Genomic DNA, 21,866 nt, shown 5'->3' with positions numbered 1-21,866 from the left:
TCGGACCCCCTCGCCGAGAGCGGGCTCGCCTCAGATCCCCAGCGCCGCCTGCACGTCCGCGAGCAGCGGAGCGATGTCCTCGGCCGTGCCCGGCGGCAGATCCGTCAGCGGCGCCCACACCGCGTCCGATCCCGCCTCGGGGTGCAGTGCGGGCTGGGCACCGGGGGCCCGCAGAGCGAACACGGCGTCCCAGTGCGATCCGCAGGAGCCGAAGGTGTCGGCCGGCCCGTGGGGGATGAGGAGCGCCGGGCCGTCGCCGATCCGCTCGAGATCCGCGAGGCCCGTCTCCTCGAGCGCCTCCCGGCGCGCGACGGCCTCGAGCGAGGCGTCGGCCGCCTCGATGTGACCGCCGGGCTGCACCCAGACCCCGGCCTTCCGGTGGAAGACCAGCACGGTGCGCGCGAGCGAGTCGTCGAGGATCACGGCGCTGACGGTCAAGTGCAGCTTCCCGCCCTCGTGGTCGCGGGCCGCGCCCTCGCGCAGGAGCGCGCTCGGCGCGGCGCGGAGCAGTCGCAGATAGTCCTCCCGGATCTCCGGGTCGATGCCGGGACCGGTCGCGGCGCGCAGCTCCTCGGCCGCGCGCCGCGCCAGCGCCTCAGGAGCGGGAGTCGCCATCGGAACCTGCATCGCCCTCGCCGGCCTCATCCAGCAGGCGGGCGAGCTCGGCGTCGAAGTCCGCAGGGAGCACCATGCCCTCCAGGTCGTCCTTCCCCGCAGCGCCCTCGCTCTCGGCGCCCGGCTCCTCACCGGAACCGGGCTCCGCGGCAGGGGCTCCTGCGACCGGTGCCGCGTCGGGCCGCGGCGCCTGCGGGGTCCCGGTGAGCACCTCGAGGCTCGGCAGGAGATCGGGGTGGGCCCACTTGGCCTCGCGGCCCGCGACGCCCTCGGTCGCGAGCACGCTGTCCCACCACGCGAGCGCCTCGCGCACGCGCCGGGGGCGCAGCTCGATGCCGACGGTCCGCGAGAGCATCTCCTCGGCCGGGGATCCGCTCGCGCGGCGGCGCCGCAGCACCTCGCGCAGCGCCTCGAGCTGGGGAAGCTTCCCGGTGAGCGCCTGGGTGGTCACGTGGTCCACCCACGCCTCCACCAGGGCCAGCGTCGTGGAGAGCTCCTGGAGGGCGCGCTCCTGCGAGGCCCGGCGGGTGAAGCGGAACATCTCCTCGGGCCGGCGCGCCTGCATGGCGGCCGGGTCGGACAGGTCGATGTCGCGCACCATCTCGTCCAGGGCGTCGAGGTCCAGGGTGATGCCGCGGGCATAGTCCTCGATCGCCGAGAACAGCGCCCGGCCCAGCCACGGGGCGCGCGCGAAGAGCGTGGTGTGGGCGAGCTCGCGCGCGGCGAGGAAGATGCGCGCGGCCGGGGCGTCGAGATCGTGCTGCGCGATCAGGTCCTGCACGTTCGCGGCGACGAGGGCCGGGCGGCCCTCGGGGCCGAGGGGGAGCGAGAGGTCGGTGGTGCCGGTGACCTCGCGCGCGAGGGAGCCGATGGCATGGCCGAACTGGACGCCGAACATGGTGCCGCCCATCCGCTCCATCATCGCGGCCGGGTCACCCGGCAGGGCCATGTCCGCCTGGCGCAGCTGCGCGCCGATGGCATCGCCGATCGCACTGGCCATGTACTTCGCCACGGGCTCCACGGTGGACTGCCAGCGGGGGAGCGTGCGGTGAAGCCAGGTGCCGCGGCTCCAGACCTCGAGGTCCTGGGCGGGCAGGTCCAGGTCGATCGCGTCGGCGAGCCACAGGGCGGCGATGTTCGCCGCGTCGCGTAGCTCGCGCACCTGCTGCTCGGAAGGGTTCGGATCGCCCGGGGTGCCCTCGGGGGCCGGGGCGCCGGGGATCTGCACAGCGCCCTGCGCGGTGCGCCGCGCGAGGTCCTGGGCGAGGGTCCAGTTCACCGGGCCGTCGTCCTGGGCGGCGAACATGTGCTGCATCTGCGCGGCGGCGGCCTTGAGCATCGCCGGATCGGTGGGGAGATTCGCGTGCTTGGCGAGCTCGGAGAGGTCCACTCCCTCGAGCGCCTCCGGCGGCAGCGCCCCGCCGAACGTCTCCTCGAGGAAGCGCCGCAGCGCCTCCTCGTCCCCTCCGCCGCTGCGGGAGATCGGGTCCTGGCTCATGGGCACCTCCTGGTGGGGCAGCGCAGGCGCTCTCGCCGCACGGTCGTCGTCGCTGGATGGGGCCAGGGTAGCGAGCGTGACCTGGACCCGACTGTGCGCACGCCCCGGTATGTCTGTGCGCCCCTGGGAGCCGGAGCGCGGCACAATGGCGAGGTGAGCTCCTTCCGCGCCCCCCGCCGCCTCGCCCGAGCGGGCAGCGCGCTCGCCCGCCCCCGACTCGCGATGGCGACGCTCGCGCTGCTGTGCGCGATGCTGCTGGGCGCCATGCTCCTGCCCGTGCCGTACGTGATCGAGCGGCCCGGCCCCGCGATCGACGTCCTCGGCGAGTACGAGGGCGAGAAGATCCTGCAGATCGAGGGCCGCGAGACCTACCCGACTGACGGCGCGCTGATGATGACGACCGTCGCGGTCGACGGCGGCCCCGGCTACACGGTCACGCCCCTGGAGGTGATCGGCGCTTGGCTCGATCGCAGCCAGGCCGTGATGCCGCGCGAGGTGGTCTTCCCCGCGCAGCAGACGAAGGACGAGACCACCCTGCAGACCAGCGTGCAGATGAGCACCTCGCAGCAGGGCGCCGTCGCCGTGGCCCTCGAGGAGCTCGGGATCCCCTACACCGACGCCGTCCTCATCGCCGGCGTCGAGACGGGCGCTCCGGCCGACGGGCTCCTCGAGGCAGGAGACGAGCTCCTCACCGTCAACGGCAGCGCCGCCGCGGATCCCGCAGGCTTCCAGGCGCTCACCGCAGCCACCCCGGCGGGGCAGGACGTCCGCCTCACGGTCCGCCGCGACGGCGCGGAGCAGGAGATCGCGGTGACCCCCGAGATGCGCGACGGCGTGCCGCGGCTCGGCATCGTGTTGGCCACCGGCCACGTGTTCCCCTTCGAGGTGCACCTGGCCGTCGGCGAGGTCGGCGGTCCGAGCGCCGGCACCATGTTCGCGCTCAGCGTCTACGACGAGCTCACCCCCGGCGCGCTCACGGGCGGCGCCGAGATCGCCGGGACCGGCACGATCGACGAGGACGGCGCCGTCGGCCCCATCGGCGGGATCCGTCAGAAGATGGTGGGCGCGCGCGAGAAGGGCGCCGAGTACTTCCTCGCTCCCGGCGGGAACTGCGAGCAGGTCGTCGGCCGCATCCCGGACGGCCTGCAGGTGGTGCGCGTCGACACCTTCGAGGGCGCCCTGCATGCCGTGGAGACCATCGGCGAGGGCGGAGACGTCTCCGCCCTGCCGACCTGCGGCTGATCGCCCCGCCGCCCCGCCACCCCGCCTTGCCGCACCCGCCCGAAGAATCAGCCACCCGCTCGAGAAGGAGTCCCCGTGAGCAAGAAGCGCCGCGGCCCCGCCGTCGCCGATCCGAAGCGCCTCACCGTCGTCCTCGACTTCGGCGGCGTGCTGAGCGCCGGCCATGACCCCGTCCCCGACGTCCAGGCCCTCACCGGGGGCGAGGAGACGGCCGTGCGCGAGGCGCTGTGGGAGCACCGGCCCGGCTACGACCTCGGGCAGCTGAGCCCGGAGGAGTACTGGGGCCGCGTCGCTGCCGCCGCTGGCATCGACTCGCTCAGCCCCGAGGAGGCGCGGGAGCTGCAGATCGCCGACGACCGCTACTTCCTGAAGCTCGACCCCGCCGCGCGCGAGCTGCTCCACGACCTCGCCCGCAACGGAGTGCGCCTGGTGCTGCTGTCCAACGCCTCCATCGCCTTCGGTGAGGCGGTGCGCCGGGCCGACTGGTTCGAGGCGTTCTCCTTCGCGATCATCTCGGGGGAGGAGGGGGTGGCGAAGCCCGACGCGGAGATCTACCGGATCCTCCTGGACGTGCTCGTCCATGAGAACGGCGGCGTCTCCCGCCCCGGCGACGTGATCTTCTTCGACGACCGCGCCGACAACATCGAGGCGGCCCGCGCGCTGGGCATCGATGCGCACCTGTGGCCCCGCAACGGCGAGCAGCCCCCGGCCGAGGGCGACGCCCCCGAGCACGGGGCGCAGATCGCGCGTCGTGTGCTGCGGGCCCGGGGCGTGCCGCTGGACTGATCGCCGCAGTGCACTGAGTCTCTGCCCTCATTGCCCGCCCGCGCCCTGACCCGCCGGGCGGCCCGCCGGTAGGGTGGGAATCGTGCGCGCGCCGTGAGGCCGCGCCTCGAAGACGACATGCATGGGAGCTGCAGTGGCAGAGTTCATCTACACGATGTACAAGGCTCGGAAGGCCGTGGGAGACAAGGTCATCCTCGATGACGTCACCATGAGCTTCTACCCGGGAGCCAAGATCGGCATGGTCGGCCCCAACGGCGCCGGCAAGTCCACGATCCTCAAGATCATGGCCGGGCTCGACACCCCCTCCAACGGCGAGGCGCGCCTCAGCCCCGGCTACAGCGTCGGCATCCTCCTGCAGGAGCCGCCGCTGGACGAGACCAAGACCGTCCTGGAGAACGTCCAGGAGGGCATGGGCGATCTGTACCGCAAGGTCCAGCGCTTCAACGCGATCGGCGAGGAGATGGCTCAGCCCGACGCCGACTTCGACGCGCTGATGGAGGAGATGGGCAAGCTCCAGACCGACATCGACAACGCGAACGGCTGGGATCTCGACTCCCAGCTGGAGCAGGCGATGGACGCGCTGCGCTGCCCGCCCGGCGATGAGAAGGTCACCCACCTCTCCGGCGGCGAGCGCCGCCGCGTCGCGCTGTGCAAGCTGCTCCTGGAGAAGCCCGACCTGCTGCTGCTGGACGAGCCCACCAACCACCTCGACGCCGAGAGCGTGCTGTGGCTGGAGAAGCACCTGCAGGAGTACGCCGGCGCCGTCATCGCCGTGACGCACGACCGCTACTTCCTGGATCACGTCGCGCAGTGGATCGCCGAGGTCGACCGCGGCCACCTCTACCCCTACGAGGGCAACTACTCCACGTACCTGGAGAAGAAGGAGGAGCGCCTGGCGGTGCAGGGCAAGAAGGACGCCAAGCTCGCCAAGCGCCTCAAGGAGGAGCTCGACTGGGTGCGCTCCTCCGCGAAGGGCCGCCAGACGAAGTCGAAGGCGCGACTGGCCCGCTACGAGGAGATGGCCGCCGAGGCCGAGAAGACCCGCAAGCTCGACTTCGAGGAGATCACCATCCCGCCGGGCCCGCGGCTCGGAAACGTGGTCATCAACGCGAAGGACCTGGAGAAGGGCTTCGGGGACCGCAAGCTCATCGACGGCCTCTCCTTCTCGCTGCCGCCGAACGGCATCATCGGCGTCATCGGGCCGAACGGCGTCGGCAAGACCACGCTGTTCAAGACGATCGTCGGCCTCGAGCCCCTGGACGGCGGCGAGCTGAAGATCGGCGAGACCGTCAAGATCAGCTACGTCGACCAGAACCGCGAGAACATCGACCCCGAGAAGACCCTCTGGGAGGTCGTCTCCGACGGGCTGGACTACATCCAGGTCGGCAAGGTCGAGATCCCCTCGCGCGCCTACGTCAGCCAGTTCGGCTTCAAGGGGCCGGACCAGCAGAAGAAGGCCGGCGTGCTCTCCGGCGGCGAGCGCAACCGCCTGAACCTCGCGCTCACCCTCAAGCAGGGCGGCAACGTGCTCCTGCTCGATGAGCCCACCAACGACCTCGACGTGCAGACCCTCGGCTCGCTCGAGAACGCGCTGCTGGAGTTCCCGGGCTGCGCCGTGGTCGTCTCGCACGACCGCTGGTTCCTGGACCGCGTGGCGACCCACATCCTGGCCTACGAGGGCACCGAGGAGAACCCCGCGAACTGGTACTGGTTCGAGGGCAACTTCCAGGCCTACGAGGAGAACAAGGTCTCGCGCCTGGGCGAGGACGCCGCGCGTCCCCACCGCGTGACGCACCGCCGCCTCACCCGCGGCTGAGCGCGGGCGCTGCCCCGCAGCGCTTCGGGCCGACGGGCCCCGTCCCCAGCGGACGGGGCCCGTCGGCGCATCCGGACGGCGTGCGCGCGGCAGCGCTGCGCCCGCGGGCGCAGCGGCGCGCGGGGGCGGGAGGCACCGCTGCCCGGGGGGATACTGGAGCGATGCGCCCCCGTAGTCCCCTCGTCGCCTGGCTGCTCATCGCGCCCAGCCTGATCGGCGTGACCGCCTTCATCCTGCTGCCGGTGCTCCTCGCGTTCGTTGTGTCCCTGTACCGCTGGGACCTCATCGGGACCCGCGAGTTCGTGGGCCTGGAGAACTACGCGAGCCTGCTGACCGGGGGAGTGCTTGCGAACTCCCTGCTGGTCACCGCCCTGTTCACCCTGATCTCCGTGCCCCTCTCGCTCGGGCTGGGCCTGGTGCTCGCCACGCAGCTGAACCGGGCGCTGCCCGGATCGGGGATCGTGCGCGTGCTCGTGGTGATCCCGTGGGTGTGCGCCCCGCTCGCGCTCGGCGTGGTCTGGAAGTGGATCTTCCAGCCCTCGACAGGGGCCCTGAATGCGCTGCTGGGGATGCGCGTGGAGTGGCTGACCTCACCGTCGCTGGCGCTGCCCGCCGTCGCCTTCGTGGCCATCTGGCAGAACGTGGGGTACGTCTCGCTGTTCTTCCAGGCGGGGCTGTCGAAGATCCCCGAGTCCATCTACGAGGCCGCTCGTCTCGACGGCGCCGGGCCCCTGCAGATCCTGCGCCACATGACGGTGCCGCTCCTGCGGCCGACCACGTTCTTCCTGGCCGTGACCCAGGTGGTCGCGAGCTTCCAGGTGTTCGACATGATCTACGCGCTCACCGGGGGCGGCCCGGCCCGCCGCACCGAGGTCATCGCCTCGCTGGTCTACAACCAGGCGTTCGTCTCCTTCAACATGGGCACCGCGAGCGCGGTGGCCGTGATCCTGTTCCTGCTGCTGGTCGTCATCACGATCGTGCAGCAGCGGTGGTTCGGCCGCCGCATCACCTACGACATGAGCTGAGAGAGGCACACGATGCACGCCCGCCGACTGCTCGGCTATGCCGCCACCTACGCGATCCTCGCGATCGCCGCGCTCCTGACGCTCGCGCCCTTCGCGCTGTCGGTCCTGACCGCGCTGAAGTCCCCCCGCCAGTTCGTGCAGGACGGCCCGCTCGCCCTGCCCGCCCCGCCCACCCTCGAGAACTTCCAGGCTCTGCTCACCACGGACGCAGGGGGGCTCATCGCGCCGATCGCGGTGACGCTGCAGATGGTCGCGGTGATCCTCATCGGGCAGATGGTCTTCTCGGTGCTCGCCGCCTACGCCTTCGCCCTGCTGCGGTTCCCCGGTCGCGACCTGCTGTTCTGGGTGTATGTGGCCACGCTCATGGTGCCGCAGGTGGTCGTGGTGGTGCCGCTCTACCTGATGCTGACCCAGGCCGGGATGCGCGACACCTTCTGGGCCCTCGTGCTCCCGTTCGTGCTGGGGTCGCCGTATGCGATCTTCCTGCTGCGCGAGAACTTCCGCGCGATGCCCGGGGAGCTGATGGATGCGATGCGCCTGGACGGCGCGGGCACCCTGCGGCTGCTGTGGAACCTGGTGATCCCGCTGAACCGGCCGATCATCATCACCCTGGTGCTGATCACGGTGGTCACGCACTGGAACAGCTTCATGTGGCCCCTGGTCATCACCTCGGGTCCGCCCTGGCAGACGATCACGGTGGCGACCTCGGGGATGCAGTCCCAGTACAACTCGAACTGGACGATGGTGATGGCGGCGACGACCATCGCGATGATCCCGCTCGTGGTGCTGTTCATCATCTTCCAGCGCCAGCTCACCCGCTCGATCGGGGCCGGCGCGCTGCGCTGAGAGCGTCATCGGCGGACACAGTCCCGCTCACGGTAGTTGAAGGTGTGACAATATGGGCGCACCGCAGTCCCGTTCGCCGGAAGGTCACCAATGCTCTCTCGCCGCCGCATGCTCACCGCTCTCGCCGCAGCCGGATCCGTCTCCGCCGCTGCCGCCGCCTGCTCGCCCTCCGGGACCTCGGGAGGCTCGGGAGGCTCCGACGGCGGCGGGGGCAAGACGCTCTCCTTCCGCCTGTGGGACGACTCGGCCCGCGCGGCCTACGAGGAGTCCTTCGCCGCGTTCACCGAGAAGACGGGCTGGAGCGTCAGCATCGACGTCGTCCCGTGGTCCGACTACTGGACGACCCTCCCGCTCGATGTCGCCACTGCCGGCACGAAGAACAGCTCCGCGCCCGACGTCTACTGGATGAACTCCGCGAACTACGTGCAGTACCAGTCCTCCGGCAACCTGGTCGCGATCGATGACGTGGTCACCGAGGGCGCGGACCAGTGGGAGAAGGCGGTCGTCGAGCTCTACACCCGCGAGGGCAAGCTCTGGGGCGTCCCCCAGCTGTGGGACTCGATCGCGCTGTTCTACAACAAGGGCCTCGTCGAGGCCGCGGGCATCGATCCCGCGAAGCTCGCCTTCGATCCGGCCGCGGCCACCGACTCGCTGCGCGAGGCCGCAGCGAAGCTCACCGTCGACGGCGCAGGCAAGCACCCCGGCGAGGAGGGCTTCGACGCTGCTTCCCGTGCGCAGTTCGGGTTCAACTCCCAGGCCGACCGCCAGGCGATCATCGGGCCGTTCCTCGCCTCCAACGGCGCCACGTGGCAGGAGGACGACGCCTACACCTTCGCCTCGCCCGAGGGCATCGCCGCGTTCCAGTACCTCGCGGATCTCGTGAACGTCCAGCAGGTCGCCCCGAGCGCCGCCGACACCAACGAGAACGGCGACTTCTCCCGCGATCTGTTCGTGCAGGGCAAGCTCGGCCTGTTCCAGTCCGGCCCCTACAGCCTGACCGCGCTGAACGAGGGCATCGGCGACTCGTTCGAGTGGGGCATCGCGCCCATGGTCGCGGGCCCGGCAGGGGCGAAGTCGCTCGTGCACGGCGTGGTCGCCGTCGGCAACGCGAAGGCCGAGGACGACAAGCAGGAGGGCATCGCGCAGCTCCTCACCTGGCTCGGCTCGGCCGACGGCCAGCGGCCGATCGGCGAGAAGGGCATCTCCTTCCCCGGCAACACCGAGGTGCAGAGCGCGTTCGTCCACTACTGGTCGAAGCTCGGCCAGGACGTCTCCGTGTTCGTCGAGGCGGCGAAGAACCCCGCCATGGCCGACACCGGCGCGAAGGCGAACGCGGGGCTGACCGCTGCGTTCCCGATCTTCCAGGAGATCTTCATCGGCCGCCTCAGCGCCGCCGAGGGCCTCCCGCAGGCCCAGGAGGCCGGGAACGCCGCGATGGCCTGATCGGGCCCGCTCCAGGAGGGGATGATCCGCTCGCGCTCACTGCGCGGTGCGGATCATCCCCTCCTGCGTCACGGTCGCCACCAGCGAGCCGTCGCGCGCGAAGAGCTGGCCCTGGGTGAGGCCGCGTCCGCCGGAGGCCGAGGGGGATCGCTGCACGTACAGCAGCCAGTCGTTCAGATCGGCGTGCTGGTGCCACCAGATCGCGTGGTTGATCGTGGCCATGCGCAGGCCCGGCGTGACCCAGGTCAGCCCCTGGCGGCGCATGATCGGCTCGAAGGGCGTGTAGTCGCTCGCGAACGCGAGGATCGCATCGTGCACGAGGCCGGGCGCCTCGACGGGGGAGAGGACCCGCATCCACAGCATCTGCGTCTCGGCGGCGCTGCCGTCGGGCCGCAGGTAGATCGGATCGGTGACATGGCGGATGTCGATGGGGCGCTGGGTCGCCCAGTAGCGGGCGACGGGGTGGTCGATGCCCGCGAGGACGTCCGCGGTGGTCGGAAGCCCCTCGGGGTCCGGGGCCGACGGGGCGCGGTCCTGGTGCTCGAGGCCGGACTGCTGCTCCTGGAAGGACGCGGTCATCGCGAGGATCGTGCGGCCCGCCTGGGTGGCGAGCACCCGGCGCACCGAGAAGGAGCCGCCGTCGCGCAGAGCATCGACCTCGAAGCGGATCGGCAGGGCAGGATCCCCGGGGGCGAGGAAGTAGGAGTACATCGAGTGGATGCGGCGGGAGGCAGGGACCGTCCGGCCGACGGCGACGACGGCCTGGCCCATCACCTGGCCGCCGAACACGTGCCCACCGGGCTGCGGGCGGGTCTCGCCCTCGAAGATGCCGGCGGGGCCCGGATGCGCGGGCCCGGACTCGGGGAGATCTGCGGGGACCTCGCGCAGATCCAGGAGGTCCAGCAGGGCGGCGGAGACGGAATCGGGGGTCGGTTCGGGTGCGGTGGCCATGGCCGGATGCTACCGATCTACCATGGGCGGATGCCTCATCTCGATGTCGTCATCCCCCTGCGCTGGAGCGATCTGGACGCCTACGCCCACGTGAACAACGCCGCGGTGGTCGGCCTGCTGGAGGAGGCGAGGATCGCGGCGTTCTGGGCGCCCGCCCCCGAGCAGCTCGCCCGCGGCGCCGAGGCGCGCGCGACCCAGCTGGACCTGTTCGGGCCGCGCTCGGCGATGCTGACCCTCATCGCCTCCCAGCGCCTGGAGTACCACCGGCCGATCGACTACCTCCGCGAAGGCGTGCTGGTGCGGCTGTGGGTCTCCCGCATCGGCGGGGCGAGCTTCGATGTGGACTACCGCATCCTGCGCAGCGATGATGGCGAAGGCGCCGCGCCCTACGCAAGCGCGCGCACGACGATCGTCATCGTCGACCGCGCCACGGGAGGCACCTCGCGCCTGGACGCTTCCAGCCGCGAGGTCCTCGCCGCGCTTCAGGACGAGCCGATCGCGTTCCGCAGCTGACAGATCAGCTCCGCTCGCGAACGGGAGCTTGCAGAGTGACCCGGCCCGTCGCGTTGTTGATCTGCCGATAGACACCGAAACTCATCAGGTGCCGCTTCTCGAGCTCGGCCTCGATGAGGACCCAGGCATCCCCGATGCTTTCTGGGGGCGTGTCGAAAGTGACCGTGACGCCTTCCGGTGCCTCCTGCACGACGATGCTGCTGACCGCCTCAGATTCGGGGCGCGCGATGCTCCCGACCGAGACAGTGATCTGGTCGTCGCGCGTGCCGTCGTACAGAAGCACGATCTCGTCATCGGATGGCGGAAGCTCCTGGTACAGCTCTTCCACGGCGTGAGGGATGTCGGTCTCGTCGAGGACAGCGCTGCTCAGTCCCCAGATCTCGAAGTGGGGCAGTGCGGCGAGGGACAGATTCATCACGATCTCCTTGGACATGCTCTGAATGACGTCCAGACGGTGCTGGACATGGACCAGATTTGTCGAAGCCTCGGTGATCTGGCGCTGCAGGGTGTCTGCCTGGTGGGTGAGAAGCGTTACCAGCGCAGGCTGCTCGATCAGAGGGTCGAGCAGCTGCGCGATCTCGGCCAAGCCGAATCCGAGCGTCCGCAGTCGCGTGATGACTCGCACGCGCCCCAGCTGACTGTCCTGGTAGCGCCGATACCCGGTCACTGGGTCGGTGGCAGCTGGGGTCAGTAGCCCCTCGCCTTCCCAGTGCCGCAGCATGCGCCGTGAAACACCTGTGCGGTGCGCGATCTCTCCGATGCTCAACATGTCGACCCCCACCCAACCGCTTCACACAGTGTCAAGGTCAAGGCTCCCAGAGAGACGCGAACTGTTTCCGCCCCGGTCCGTGCATCTGGGCGTGCTGACCGGTGCTCAGTCGAGGTGGCCCGGGATGCTGCCCGGCGCCATCGGGGCCTCGCCGCCGTCGTGCGTGTTGACCAGGGAGTGCGCGGCCCGCTCGAGGTAGTCCCACAGGGTCTCCTCCTGCAGCGGCGGCAGCTCGAGGGAGAGGACCGCCGCGCGCATGTGCCGCAGCCAGGCGTCCCGAGCCGCGGGGGAGACGGGGAAGACCGCATGGCGCATCCGCAGCCGCGGATGGCCGCGCTGCTCGCCGTAGGTCTTCGGGCCGCCCCAGTACTGCTCGAGGAACATCGTCAGCCGCTCGCGCGCCCCGGGCATGGCGGGGTCCGTCTCGGCCTCGGGGTACATCGGCCGCAGGAGCGGATCCGTGATGACGCCCTCGTAGAAGCGGTCCACGAGGCGCACGAAGGTCTCGTGCCCGCCGACGGCCTCGTGGAAGGTCTGCTGGGGCTCGTGGCCGGGGCCGGCCGGTCGCAGGGGGATCGTCATGGGGTGCTCTCGTCCTCTCGGGTGCTGCGACCGCGGCCGCGATGCAGGGGAGTGCTCAGGCCTTCGCGGAGCCCTCGAAGCGGGGGAGCGCGAAGTCGATCTCCGCGGCGCGGAAGGCGATGCGGATGCGGCGCCGCAGCTCCATCTCGACCGCCCACTGCTGCCCGGCGACGGTCTTCACGGTGACACGGCGCTGCATGCGCGCGCCGTCGACGCTGAGGATGCCGCTGACCTCCACGGGCGGATCGATGAGATCCGCCCAGGCCTCGTCGCTGGCCAGGTCATCCGCGACGGCGGCGAGGGCGGTGCTGACGACCGTGTTGTCGGCGCCGGAGTCGATGTCCAGGGTGACCACTGCGGTCGCGAAGCCGCGGGACTTGTTGCCGATGCGGATCACCTCGCCGTTGCGGACGGTCCACAGCGTGCCGTCGAGCGCGCGGATCTGGGTGGCTCGCAGACTGACGGCCTCGACGGTGCCGCTGGCGTACTCGAAGTCGACGGTGTCCCCGACGGCGACGATGTCCTCGAAGAGGATCAGCATGCCGGCGATCATGTCCTTGATGATCGTCTGGGCGCCGATGCCGGCAGCGAGACCGGCTACGCCGAGGCTCGCGATCAGGGGCGAGACGTTCACCCCGAGCGCGGAGAGCACCATCACGAGGGCCACGATGCCGATCACGATGCTCGCGATGTTCACGCTCACCGAGGTGAGCGTGCTGATGCGCTGCGCACGGCGCTGCTGGGCCATCCGCGCGGTGCGCTGATCGCGGCCCGCCATCGCGCTCGTCATGCTGCTCAGCCGCGTGCCGCCCTCCCGCATGGTGCGGAAGAAGCGGCGGATCAGCCACGCTGCGACCATGCGCAGGATCAGCGCGGCCACGATGATGATGACGACGGTGACGCCGCTGGAGAGCAGCCATGTCCAGATCCTGTCCGCGAGGGACAGCGCGCCTTCCGTCGAGGGGGCGCTCAGCAGTTCGACCAGATCCATACTCTCGACCCTAGCCGCGGACCCCGTGCGCAGTCCGGCCGGGCAGCGGTGAGAATCGCTACCCGGCCGGAGCAGGCTCGGTCCAGGGGCCCTTCAGCCCCCGCCCGGGATCAGGCGATATCGGCTGCGCGCACACGCAGCTGACGGGCGACCGTGTCGCGGCCCTCGACGATCGGGCGGCGCAGGCCGAGCGGCGCGCCGGGGTGCGCCTCGAGCCAGGCATCCGCGGCGTCCACGACCTCCTGCCCGCCGAAGTCGGCGGGGAACAGGCCCTGGATGATGCGGTTGGCGATCTCGTTGGAGCGCTCCTCCCACACCCGCTCGAGCATGGCGAAGTAGGGCTGCTCGTAGGGGGCGATGAGCGCGCCGTCGTGGACGCGGGAGAAGCCCTGCGCCACGGCCGAGAGCGACTCGTTGGCGAGGTCCTCGCGCTCGACGATGCTCTCCCAGGCGGCGGCCTTCGCCTCCGGGGTCGGGATCGCGGCCTTCGCGGTGAGAGCGCGCTTGCGGCCCGACTGCGTGTCGTCCTCGGCGAGCACCGCATCGATCGCGGCCTCGTCGATGGCGCCGAGGGCGGCGAGAGAGGTCACGAGGGTCCAGCGCAGGTCGGTGTCGACCGTGCGGCCGGGCAGCACGAGGGTGCCCTCCAGCAGGCTCCGCACCCGCTCCGCATGCGCGGAGGTCGAGGCGGCGTGGGTGAACGCCTCGAGGAACTGGAACTGCGCGTCCGAGCCCGCCTCGGCGCGCTCGGCGAGATCCCAGAGGGCGTCGGCCGTCAGCGCCGTGCGCGCGGCGCGCTCGGAGGGCGCGGCGTAGGCGCCCGCGGTGGTGCGCGCCTGGCCGAGCAGCGTGCGGATCACGCTCGAGGACGACTCGCCCTCGATGTTCGCGAGCACGAGGGCGTGGAAGCGGCGCGAGGGCAGCTCGCCGTCTCGGACCATGTCCCAGGCGGCCGACCACACGAGCGTGCGCGCGAGCGGATCCTCGATGTCGCGCAGATGATCGATCGCCACGGCGAGGGACTGCTCGTCGAGGCGGATCTTCGCGTAGGCGAGGTCGCCGTCGTTGAGCAGCCAGAGTTCCGCGGTCCTGCCGACGAGGTCCGGGACCTCGGTGCGCTCGCCGTCCACGTCGATCTCCACGCTCTCGGTGCGGCGCAGCACGCCGTCCTCGAGGGAGAAGCCGGCGATCCGCAGGCGATGGGGCCGCAGCGTCGGGTAGTCGGCCGCGGCGCTCTGCTCGACGGCGAAGGAGGTCACGGCACCGTCGGCGTCGCGCTCCACGAGCGGGCGCAAGGTGTTCACGCCCGCAGTCTCGAGCCACAGCGCCGACCAGGAGCTGAGATCGCGGCCGCTGGTCGCCTCGAGCTCGACCAGGAGGTCCTTCAGCTCGGTGTTGCCCCAGGCGTGCTTGCGGAAGTAAGCGCGCAGACCCTCGAAGAAGGCGTCCTTGCCGACGTACGCGACGAGCTGGCGCAGCACCGAGGCGCCCTTGGCGTAGGTGATGCCGTCGAAGTTCGTCTCCACGGCGTCGAAGTCGACCATGTCGGCGACGATCGGGTGGGTGGAGGGGAGCTGGTCCTGGCGGTAGGCCCAGGCCTTCTCGGAGCCCGCGAAGGTGGTCCAGGAGTCGGTCCACTTCGTGGCCTCGGCCGAGGCGAGCGTGGAGGCGTACTCGGCGAAGGACTCGTTCAGCCACAGGTCGTCCCACCAGCGCATTGTCACGAGATCGCCGAACCACATGTGGGCGAGCTCGTGGAGGATCGTGAGGTCCCGGCGCTCGCGCACGGCGTCGGCGACCTCGGAGCGGAACACGTAGCTCTCGACGTAGGTGACCGCGCCCGGGTTCTCCATCGCCCCCATGTTGTACTCCGGCACGAAGACCTGGTCGTACTTCGTGAACGGGAAGTCGCAGTCGAAGGCCTCCTCGTAGAAGTCGATGCCGGCCTTGGTGATGTCGATGACGTACTGGGCGTCGACGTGCTCGGCGAGCGAGGCGCGGGCGAAGACGCCCATCGGGATCGTGCGGCCGTCGCGCGTGGTGATCTCGCCGGTGCCGCCCTCGTACTTCCCGGCGATGAGCGCGGTGAGGTAGGTGGAGATCGGCTCGGTGGGCTCGAAGGCCCAGGTCGCGGTGCCCTCGCCGGCGGGGGTCGGCTCCGGGGTGGTCATGTTGGAGATGACGCGCCAGTGGTCGGGAGCGGTGACCGTGAAGCGGAACGTGGCCTTCAGATCGGGCTGCTCGAAGCAGGCGAACATGCGGCGGGCGTCGGAGACCTCGAACTGCGTGTAGAGGTAGACCTCGCCGTCGACCGGGTCGACGAAGCGGTGCAGGCCCTCGCCGGTGTTCATGTAGGCGCCGTCGGCGAGGATCCGCACGACGTTCTCGCCCTCGACCAGCGCCGGCAGCTGCACGCGCGCGCCGTCGAAGCGGGAGGCCGGATCCTCGAGCAGCTCGCCGTTGAGCTCGATCTCGCGCACGGCGGGGGCGATGAGGTCCACGAAGGTCTCGCGCGCCGCGCTCGAGCGGAAGCGGATGGTGGTCTCGGTGAGGAAGGTCGTCTCCGAGGTCGTCAGGTCGAGCCGGACGTCGTACGTGTCCGTGGCCAGGAAGGATGCGCGCTCTCGCGCTTCGTCGCGGGTGAGGTTCTCTGTTGTGGGCATGCTTCCCATCCTGCCATCGCCGCGGTCCCCGGGCCACCTGATCGCGGCAGGAGGGGCGTCCGGCTGGGCAGACGGTGCCGTGACCGTCCTGAAGCCGCAGGTGGGACGATTCCTCCATGAGTACCACGGAGACTGTTCGCGTGGGAGACCGCGGTCGCATGGTCATCCCCTCGCCGCTGCGCGGGCGCCAGCACTGGGAAGAGGGCACGGTGCTGCATCTCATCGAGACTCCCGCGGGAGTGGTGATGGCCTCCCGTGATCAGTTGAAGGCCCTGGTGCGCGCCCAGCTGGCGGGGGGTGACCTGGTGGAGGAGCTGATCACTCAGCGCCGGGTCGAGGCATCGCGCCAGAACCAGTCGTGATCGTCCTCGATGCCTCCGCCGTCCTCGCCTTCCTCCAGGGAGAGCGGGGGCTGATCGTGTCGAGCAGGAGCTCGAGCGGGGTGGCGTGGTCGGCGCCGCGAACTGGTCCGAGATCTTCCAGAAGGTCACTGCTCGCGGGGCCGACGTGGAGGCCGTCCGCGCGCTGATCGAAGGCTATGGAACGTCGATCGAGCCGGTGACGCAGGCAGATGCGGAGATGGCCGCAGGGATGTCGGCTTCCGGATCGCCCTTGTCTCTGGGCGATCGCTTGTGCCTTGCTCTCGCACAGCGGCTCGAGGTGCAGGTCCTGACAGCGGACCGTGCATGGGGCGAGTCCGAGGGGATCGTCCAGATCCGGGAGTGATCGCTCGTCACGAACGGGTCGTCAAGTCCAGATCCCAGGTGTAGTGCTCGGGGAGCCTCGGGATCGGCCAGCGCGGATCCGGGAAGAAGTGCTCGAAGCCCGCGGCGAAAGGATACGTCCACTCCGCGATGTCCTTCTCGGCGATCCGCCCGGCTTCGCGGATCTGCTCGGCCTCCTCGGGCGAGAAGTAGCCGACGCGCTCGGCGCCCTCGAGCTCGTCCTCGTCCTTGTAGTGCCAGTCGCGGCGGGGGAGGACCACGAGGTCCAGCACCAGATCGCGGGTGCGTACCCCCTCCTCGGTGCGCTCGTAGGGCGTCTCGAGGTTCACGTAGTAGCAGCCGAGGGTGCCGTCGTCCTTGAAGAACAGCCATACCGAGTAGGGCTTGTCCGGCAGGCCGATCATGAGGATGCCGTTGCCGGTCCACAGCTGCTTGGACTGCACGCGGGGCTGGGTGAACATGCCCTCGTCGCCCGCGCGGCGCAGCGGCGCTCCGCTGGAGAGCACGGGCAGGAGCACTTCGGTGCCGGGGGCCACCCACACCACGATCCCGCGGTCGTCGTCGAGGACGACCGTGCCGGGGCGGACGGTGCGCGTCGGGTGCTGCAGGGTGTAATAGGTCCAGGTCACCTGATCTCCAGGCGACCATCGAGTCGTGGAGGACATGCCGTCTCCTGGCCGGGTCAGCCCCGCGGGACCCGGGGCGACCGGCCCATCGGCCCGGGATCAGTTCCCCGCGAGGGGGAGGCGTATGCCCGTGACCCTAACGCCTGCGCCGTCGGAAAACCTGGACGTCACGGACCAGATGCCCAGTTCACGCACAGGACTGCCCCGCCCCGGGCGCGTCGCGTCCGCCCGCTCAGCTGCTCTCGCCGCTCCAGGCCGACCACAGCCCGGCGTAGACCCCGCCGCGCGCGACGAGCTCGGCGTGCGGGCCCTCCTCGACCACGCGGCCATCGGCCATGACGAGGATGCGATCGGCGGTGCTCGCCTGCGAGAGGCGGTGCGCGACGATCACCGTGGTGCGGCCCGCCGCGACCTCGAGCGCCGCCCGCTCGAGCACGCGCGCACCGGAAGAGCCCTCGTCGGCAGTGGCCTCGTCGAGCACGAGGATCGCGGGATCCTGGAGCACCACGCGCGCGAGCGCGAGCTGCTGGGACTGCTCGGCGGTCAGGCGCTCGCCCTTCTCGCCGACCTCTATCTCCAGGGCCTTCGGCAGACGGCGCACCCAGGAGGCCGCGTCCACCCGCTCCAGGGCTCCCCAGAGCTCGTCCTCGCTCGCTTCGGGCCGCGCGAGGCGCAGGTCCTCCGCGAGGGTGCCGCGGAAGACGTGCACGTCCTGGCTGACGATCGAGGAGTGGCGGCGCACGGCCTCGAGGTCGGCGCGGGCGAGATCTGCGCCGCCGTGCAGCACCTGGCCGTAGCGCGGGGTGAGCGTGCCGGCGAGGATCGAGGCGAGGGTCGACTTGCCCGCGCCCGAGGCGCCGACCAGTGCGATCGTCTCCCCGGGGGCGACCTCCAGATCGATGGGCTGCAGGATGATCCGCTCGGGCGCGGCGCCGGTTCCCTTCGCGTCCTCGGCGGCGCCGTAGGCGTGGGAGACGCCCCGCAGGCTGATCGAGCCGTCGGCGGGGATCTCGTCGCCGGGGGAGGCGGCCGGGTCGATCGACTCGATGACGCCGACCATGCGGGTCAGGCTCGCCGCGGCCGACTGCACGTCATCGAGGCTGAAGATCAGGTTCATCATCGGCCAGATGAGGCTGATGAGGTACAGGCTCGCCGCGGTGACGGTGCCGATCGAGGCGCCGCCGACGTGCACCATCGCGTAGCCGAGCACGAGCACCAGGGCGATGGAGATGTTCTCGGGGATCGCGAGGATCTTGACCATGCGGGTCACGAGCACCATCACACGCATCCCGAGCACGACGGCGACCTCCGAGAGCACGGAGACGTGGCGGGTCTCGCGGCGCTCGATGCCGTAGGCGTGGACGGTCGGGATGCCCTGGATGGCCGAGAGCAGGCCCTGGGCGCGCGCGCCCATCGCCACCCGCTCGCGACGGTAGATCGGGGCGGTGCGGCGCAGGTACCAGACGGCTGCGGCCGCGTACATCGGCACCACCACGACCAGCAGGATCAGCAGCCAGGGCGAGAGCGTCGCCATGCCGATCAGGGTCATGAGGACGTAGAACCCCATCTGGATGAGGTTCGGCACGACGTTGTTCACGGCGCGCGCGGTGATGTCGACGTCGTCGGCCACGCGCGAGAGCGCGTCGCCGATGCCGGTGATCTCCATCGTCTGCACGGGGAGGTCCAGCGCCCGGTCGATGACCTCCTCGCGCATCCCCGCGAGGATCCGCTGGCCGAGGCTCGAGACGAGGGCCCAGCCGAGCGCCGACAGGACCGCCTGCAGCGCTCCCGCCAGGACGATCATGCCGCCCTGGCGCCAGACGTCCGCAGCGCTGCCGTGGTGCTCGACGATCACGACGGCCCCGCCGATCAGGCGCGGCATCCAGGCCGCCGCCGCCGCGCCGCCGGTGACGACCAGCAGCGTCGCCAGCGTCATCGGCCACAGGTCCAGGAGCCGGCGCGCGACATGCGCGAAGGACGCGCCGACGGTCGCGACCGGGAGGATCTGCGCATGCTCGTCGAGCTGGCGCAGAGCGGTCGCATCCTCACCGAGGACGTCCTCGGTGGACCGCTCCCAGTCGATCCCGTAGATCGTGCGCCCCGCGGCGGGGGCGGTGGTCTGCGTGCTCATCGGCGCACCATCTCTCGGTAGTCCTCGCGCTCCATCAGGTCCTGGTGGGTCCCGCTCGCGGCGATCTCGCCGCCGGCGACGAAGACCACTTGGTCGGCCTGCCGCAGCAGTGCGGGGGCGCGGGTGATCAGGAGCGTCGCGCGATCGTCCTCGCTCCGGGCCGCCGTGAGCGCCTCGGCGATGCGCTGCTCGGTCACGGCGTCCACGGCCGTCGTCGGATCGTGCAGCACGAGCACCGGGGCGTCGGAGGCGACGGCGCGTGCGAGCGCGATGCGCTGGCGCTGCCCGCCCGAGAGGTTCGCGCCGCGGTCCAGGATGCGGGTGTCGTAGCCCTCGGGCAGGATCCGCAGGAGGTCCTCGGCGCCTGCGGCGTGCAGGGCGGCGTCGGCCCAGGAGTCGTCGCTGCCGTCCAGTGCCCGCCCGGCGGGCGCGCGGGTGGCGAGCTGGGTGCGCAGCGAGCCGTCGAAGAGGTCGACCACGTGCGGCTCCAGGAGGACGTCCGCGCGGGCGAGGCCGGTGCTGCTCGTGCGCACGGCGTCCAGGACCTCCTCGGCATCGGCACCGTCGGCGCAGGCGATGGCGAGGATCGACCCGTCGGCGACGGCGATCTCGGCGCCCTCGAGGGCGGTGCCGGGAGAGCCGGAGATGCGCAGCCCGCCGGTGCCGGGACGCCGGCCGACGGGGGCGCCGCCCTCTCCGCGGTCGTCTCGCGCGGAGCGCAGGTGCGCGATGCTGAGCTCGGGATCGTCGATCGTGCGGCCGAGGTCGGCGAGCAGGTCGCGCACGCGGCGTGCGGAGGTCGACATGCTCGCCCACCACACGGGAAGGCCCGAGAGGCCCTGGAGCATCCCCATGTTCGAGCGGGCCACGCCCACCACGGCGATGAGGGTGCCGAGGGTCAGCTCGCCGATCAGTGCGCGCTGGGCGGCGATGATGACGACCGCGGCCATCATCACGGCGGTGACCAGTGTGGTCAGTCCGCTGGAGACCCCGGAGAAGCGGGCGTTGACCAGTGCGGCGTCCAGCGCGGATCGCGACCGGCGGCGGTACTGGGCGCGCGCTCGGGACTGCACGCCGAGGCCCTGCAGGACCCGCAGCCCGTGGACGAGATCGGTGGCGGTCGCGGCGGCGTCGGCCGCCTTGGACTGCTGGGCGTCGTAGCGGGCCGAGAGCGCCGGAGTGATGACGCGGACCACGAGGACCATCACGACGATGCCGATCAGGGTGGCGAGGCCGAGCCAGGGATCCAGGATGGCCAGCCAGATGCTGGCCGCGAGGACCGCGGCGCCGGCGGGGACGGCCCAGGGGAGCATGTCCATGACGTCGGAGGCCTTGTCGGCGTCCGAGGTCGCGATGGAGAGGATCTCCCCGGCCGGGCGGTCGACCGTGTTCGAGCGCGGGTCCAGGACCGCGCCGGTCACCGCCACGCGCAGCCGGTGGCGCTGGTACATGCGGGCGCGCTGGGAGGCGCGGAACATCGCGGCCCAGCTGAACGTGCTGACCAGGCGCAGGGCCACGATCCCGAGCGCGCCGAGGATCGTGATGCTCAGCGAGCGGTGCACGATGCCGGCGTCGATGACCAGGCCCATGAGGATGGGGACTGCCATGTCGATCGCCTCGACGGCGAAGGAGCCGAGCAGGATCCAGGGCAGCTGACGGCGGTGATCGCGCACGATCGAGCGCATCACGGAGACCGGGGGCCGGCCGGCGGGAGCGCCGGCTGCGGGAGGGGCGGGTGCGGGAGAGGAGGGGGCGGGGGAGTCGGGCACCTGATGATCCAACCCTGAACGGCGGGCCCCGGCAACAGAATTGCGGGACCGGCGCTGTCGATCCGCTCACCGCACTGCACTCGTGCCCGGCACTCTCGCACCGCGCTCGTGCGACGCGCTCTCGCGCTGTGCGAGTCCCGCGGGACGGGCGCGCGACCCCGCATCGCTGGTCGTCCCAGGCGGGGCCGGGAGACGGGTGCCACAATGGCCGCACGCACCCGCACCACCCGGAGGAGACCCCATGAGCGCCCGCCCTGTCGAACTGTTCTTCGATCCGATCTGCCCCTGGGCCTGGATGACGAGCCGCTGGCTGCTGAGCGCCGCCGAGGTGCGCGAGATCGCACCGACGTTCTCGATCATGTCGCTCGCTGCGCTGAACGAGGGCCGCGACCTGGATGAGGACTACCGCAAGCACATGGACGAGGCATGGGGCCCTGCGCGCCTCGCGCTCGCCGTGGAGAAGGCAGGCGGCCAGGAGGATCTCGCTGCGTTCTACACCGCGTGGGGCGAGACCTTCCACGTCGGCGGGAACAAGGAGAACCCCGGCGCCGCCGAGGCCGGCCTGGAGAAGGCGGGCCTGGATGCCTCGCTGATCTCCGCGCTGGAGGACGAGTCCCTCGACGACGAGCTGCGCGCCCGCCAGAAGGCGGTCGTGGAGCTCGTGGGCGACGAGGTCGGCACGCCGGTCATCTCCTTCGGCGAGGGCGTGGCCTACTTCGGCCCCGTCATCTCCCCGGCCCCGAAGGGCGAGGAGGCAGGCGTCCTGTTCGACGGGCTCGAGGCGATGAGCCGCGTGAGCAGCTTCTTCGAGCTCAAGCGCTCGCGCACCACCGGCCCCGTCTTCGACTGATCCTCGCTCCTCTCCCGGAAGGCAC

General features: G+C 71.1%; 20 protein-coding genes. 10 read left to right on the top strand and 10 right to left on the bottom strand.

Going from position 1 to position 21,866, the window contains the following annotated elements; all coding sequences use genetic code 11:
* Positions 1-30 precede the first annotated feature (30 nt).
* Complete coding sequence (locus tag Bequi_RS01030; RefSeq protein WP_249736145.1) at positions 31-615, bottom strand: NUDIX hydrolase; 585 nt, start codon at positions 613-615, stop codon at positions 31-33.
* Positions 596-2,113, bottom strand: coding sequence for a zinc-dependent metalloprotease (locus Bequi_RS01025; protein WP_249736144.1), 1,518 nt, complete (start codon positions 2,111-2,113; stop codon positions 596-598). Before Bequi_RS01025 ends, Bequi_RS01030 begins: the two co-directional genes overlap by 20 nt.
* Before the next feature lie 153 nt (positions 2,114-2,266).
* Between Bequi_RS01025 and Bequi_RS14320 the strand changes: the two genes are divergently transcribed.
* The 6 genes from Bequi_RS14320 to Bequi_RS00995 all read left to right on the top strand — a co-directional run bounded on the left by Bequi_RS14320 (position 2,267) and on the right by Bequi_RS00995 (position 9,271).
* Complete coding sequence (locus Bequi_RS14320; RefSeq protein ID WP_249736143.1) at positions 2,267-3,355, top strand: YlbL family protein; 1,089 nt, start codon at positions 2,267-2,269, stop codon at positions 3,353-3,355.
* Between the two features lie 75 nt (positions 3,356-3,430).
* On the top strand, positions 3,431-4,141 hold the full coding sequence (locus Bequi_RS01015; RefSeq protein ID WP_249736142.1) for an HAD family hydrolase: 711 nt from the start codon (positions 3,431-3,433) through the stop codon (positions 4,139-4,141).
* A 133-nt stretch (positions 4,142-4,274) separates the two neighbouring features.
* A complete protein-coding gene (gene ettA, locus Bequi_RS01010) occupies positions 4,275-5,957 on the top strand; it encodes an energy-dependent translational throttle protein EttA (protein WP_249736745.1) in 1,683 nt (560 codons plus the stop codon).
* Positions 5,958-6,118: 161 nt separating this feature from the next.
* Positions 6,119-6,982 (top strand): carbohydrate ABC transporter permease, encoded by an 864-nt coding sequence (locus Bequi_RS01005; protein ID WP_249736141.1) that lies wholly within the window; start codon positions 6,119-6,121, stop codon positions 6,980-6,982.
* A gap of 12 nt (positions 6,983-6,994) precedes the next feature.
* Positions 6,995-7,828 carry a carbohydrate ABC transporter permease gene (locus tag Bequi_RS01000; protein ID WP_249736140.1) on the top strand — a complete coding sequence of 278 codons (834 nt, stop codon included), beginning with the start codon at positions 6,995-6,997 and terminating at the stop codon, positions 7,826-7,828.
* 90 nt (positions 7,829-7,918) lie between these two features.
* Positions 7,919-9,271 (top strand): ABC transporter substrate-binding protein, encoded by a 1,353-nt coding sequence (locus tag Bequi_RS00995; protein ID WP_249736139.1) that lies wholly within the window; start codon positions 7,919-7,921, stop codon positions 9,269-9,271.
* A gap of 36 nt (positions 9,272-9,307) precedes the next feature.
* Here the strand turns inward: Bequi_RS00995 and Bequi_RS00990 are convergent, their stop codons facing one another.
* Positions 9,308-10,222 carry an acyl-CoA thioesterase gene (locus tag Bequi_RS00990; protein WP_249736138.1) on the bottom strand — a complete coding sequence of 305 codons (915 nt, stop codon included), beginning with the start codon at positions 10,220-10,222 and terminating at the stop codon, positions 9,308-9,310.
* A gap of 30 nt (positions 10,223-10,252) precedes the next feature.
* On the opposite strand from Bequi_RS00990, the gene Bequi_RS00985 reads away from it, so the two are divergent.
* The gene (locus tag Bequi_RS00985) at positions 10,253-10,735 is read left to right on the top strand and encodes an acyl-CoA thioesterase (RefSeq protein WP_249736137.1); all 483 of its coding nucleotides are present in this window, start codon (positions 10,253-10,255) and stop codon (positions 10,733-10,735) included.
* Between the two features lie 4 nt (positions 10,736-10,739).
* On the opposite strand, the gene Bequi_RS00980 is transcribed toward Bequi_RS00985, so the two are convergent.
* From Bequi_RS00980 to pepN, 4 genes are all read right to left on the bottom strand, one after another.
* A complete protein-coding gene (locus Bequi_RS00980) occupies positions 10,740-11,504 on the bottom strand; it encodes a MerR family transcriptional regulator (protein ID WP_249736136.1) in 765 nt (254 codons plus the stop codon).
* Between the two features lie 105 nt (positions 11,505-11,609).
* Positions 11,610-12,086 carry a globin gene (locus tag Bequi_RS00975; RefSeq protein ID WP_249736135.1) on the bottom strand — a complete coding sequence of 159 codons (477 nt, stop codon included), beginning with the start codon at positions 12,084-12,086 and terminating at the stop codon, positions 11,610-11,612.
* A gap of 55 nt (positions 12,087-12,141) precedes the next feature.
* Positions 12,142-13,077: a mechanosensitive ion channel family protein gene (locus Bequi_RS00970; protein WP_249736134.1), complete on the bottom strand. Its 936-nt coding sequence runs from the start codon at positions 13,075-13,077 to the stop codon at positions 12,142-12,144.
* Positions 13,078-13,187: 110 nt separating this feature from the next.
* Positions 13,188-15,740 carry an aminopeptidase N gene (gene pepN, locus Bequi_RS00965; protein WP_249736133.1) on the bottom strand — a complete coding sequence of 851 codons (2,553 nt, stop codon included), beginning with the start codon at positions 15,738-15,740 and terminating at the stop codon, positions 13,188-13,190.
* A gap of 116 nt (positions 15,741-15,856) precedes the next feature.
* On the opposite strand from pepN, the gene Bequi_RS00960 reads away from it, so the two are divergent.
* The gene (locus Bequi_RS00960) at positions 15,857-16,102 is read left to right on the top strand and encodes an AbrB/MazE/SpoVT family DNA-binding domain-containing protein (RefSeq protein WP_249736132.1); all 246 of its coding nucleotides are present in this window, start codon (positions 15,857-15,859) and stop codon (positions 16,100-16,102) included.
* Positions 16,103-16,187: 85 nt separating this feature from the next.
* Positions 16,188-16,466 carry a PIN domain-containing protein gene (locus Bequi_RS00955; RefSeq protein WP_249736131.1) on the top strand — a complete coding sequence of 93 codons (279 nt, stop codon included), beginning with the start codon at positions 16,188-16,190 and terminating at the stop codon, positions 16,464-16,466.
* A 7-nt stretch (positions 16,467-16,473) separates the two neighbouring features.
* On the opposite strand, the gene Bequi_RS00950 is transcribed toward Bequi_RS00955, so the two are convergent.
* The 3 genes from Bequi_RS00950 to Bequi_RS00940 all read right to left on the bottom strand — a co-directional run bounded on the left by Bequi_RS00950 (position 16,474) and on the right by Bequi_RS00940 (position 20,991).
* Positions 16,474-17,130, bottom strand: coding sequence for a ribonuclease FAU-1 family protein (locus Bequi_RS00950; RefSeq protein WP_249736130.1), 657 nt, complete (start codon positions 17,128-17,130; stop codon positions 16,474-16,476).
* 193 nt (positions 17,131-17,323) lie between these two features.
* The gene (locus tag Bequi_RS00945) at positions 17,324-19,222 is read right to left on the bottom strand and encodes an ABC transporter ATP-binding protein (RefSeq protein ID WP_249736129.1); all 1,899 of its coding nucleotides are present in this window, start codon (positions 19,220-19,222) and stop codon (positions 17,324-17,326) included.
* Complete coding sequence (locus Bequi_RS00940) at positions 19,219-20,991, bottom strand: ABC transporter transmembrane domain-containing protein (RefSeq protein WP_249736127.1); 1,773 nt, start codon at positions 20,989-20,991, stop codon at positions 19,219-19,221. Before Bequi_RS00940 ends, Bequi_RS00945 begins: the two co-directional genes overlap by 4 nt.
* A gap of 241 nt (positions 20,992-21,232) precedes the next feature.
* On the opposite strand from Bequi_RS00940, the gene Bequi_RS00935 reads away from it, so the two are divergent.
* Positions 21,233-21,841: a mycothiol-dependent nitroreductase Rv2466c family protein gene (locus Bequi_RS00935; protein WP_249736126.1), complete on the top strand. Its 609-nt coding sequence runs from the start codon at positions 21,233-21,235 to the stop codon at positions 21,839-21,841.
* Positions 21,842-21,866 lie beyond the last annotated feature (25 nt).

This window comes from Brachybacterium equifaecis (assembly GCF_023509525.1).
GTDB classification, from domain to species: domain Bacteria; phylum Actinomycetota; class Actinomycetes; order Actinomycetales; family Dermabacteraceae; genus Brachybacterium; species Brachybacterium equifaecis.
The sequence above is the reverse complement of the archived record's forward strand: the minus strand, read 5'-3'. Positions and strand labels throughout refer to the sequence as shown.

Coding starts and splice junctions, on each gene's coding strand:
- Bequi_RS01030 (WP_249736145.1), bottom strand. CDS start 615: ATGGCGACTCCCGCTCCTGAGGCGCTGGCGCGGCGCGCGGCCGAGGAG.
- Bequi_RS00935 (WP_249736126.1), top strand. CDS start 21,233: ATGAGCGCCCGCCCTGTCGAACTGTTCTTCGATCCGATCTGCCCCTGG.
- Bequi_RS00945 (WP_249736129.1), bottom strand. CDS start 19,222: ATGAGCACGCAGACCACCGCCCCCGCCGCGGGGCGCACGATCTACGGG.
- Bequi_RS00950 (WP_249736130.1), bottom strand. CDS start 17,130: ATGTCCTCCACGACTCGATGGTCGCCTGGAGATCAGGTGACCTGGACC.
- Bequi_RS00985 (WP_249736137.1), top strand. CDS start 10,253: ATGCCTCATCTCGATGTCGTCATCCCCCTGCGCTGGAGCGATCTGGAC.
- Bequi_RS00960 (WP_249736132.1), top strand. CDS start 15,857: ATGAGTACCACGGAGACTGTTCGCGTGGGAGACCGCGGTCGCATGGTC.
- Bequi_RS01025 (WP_249736144.1), bottom strand. CDS start 2,113: ATGAGCCAGGACCCGATCTCCCGCAGCGGCGGAGGGGACGAGGAGGCG.
- Bequi_RS01005 (WP_249736141.1), top strand. CDS start 6,119: ATGCGCCCCCGTAGTCCCCTCGTCGCCTGGCTGCTCATCGCGCCCAGC.
- Bequi_RS00975 (WP_249736135.1), bottom strand. CDS start 12,086: ATGACGATCCCCCTGCGACCGGCCGGCCCCGGCCACGAGCCCCAGCAG.
- Bequi_RS00980 (WP_249736136.1), bottom strand. CDS start 11,504: ATGTTGAGCATCGGAGAGATCGCGCACCGCACAGGTGTTTCACGGCGC.
- Bequi_RS00995 (WP_249736139.1), top strand. CDS start 7,919: ATGCTCTCTCGCCGCCGCATGCTCACCGCTCTCGCCGCAGCCGGATCC.
- pepN (WP_249736133.1), bottom strand. CDS start 15,740: ATGCCCACAACAGAGAACCTCACCCGCGACGAAGCGCGAGAGCGCGCA.
- Bequi_RS00990 (WP_249736138.1), bottom strand. CDS start 10,222: ATGGCCACCGCACCCGAACCGACCCCCGATTCCGTCTCCGCCGCCCTG.
- Bequi_RS00970 (WP_249736134.1), bottom strand. CDS start 13,077: ATGGATCTGGTCGAACTGCTGAGCGCCCCCTCGACGGAAGGCGCGCTG.
- Bequi_RS01000 (WP_249736140.1), top strand. CDS start 6,995: ATGCACGCCCGCCGACTGCTCGGCTATGCCGCCACCTACGCGATCCTC.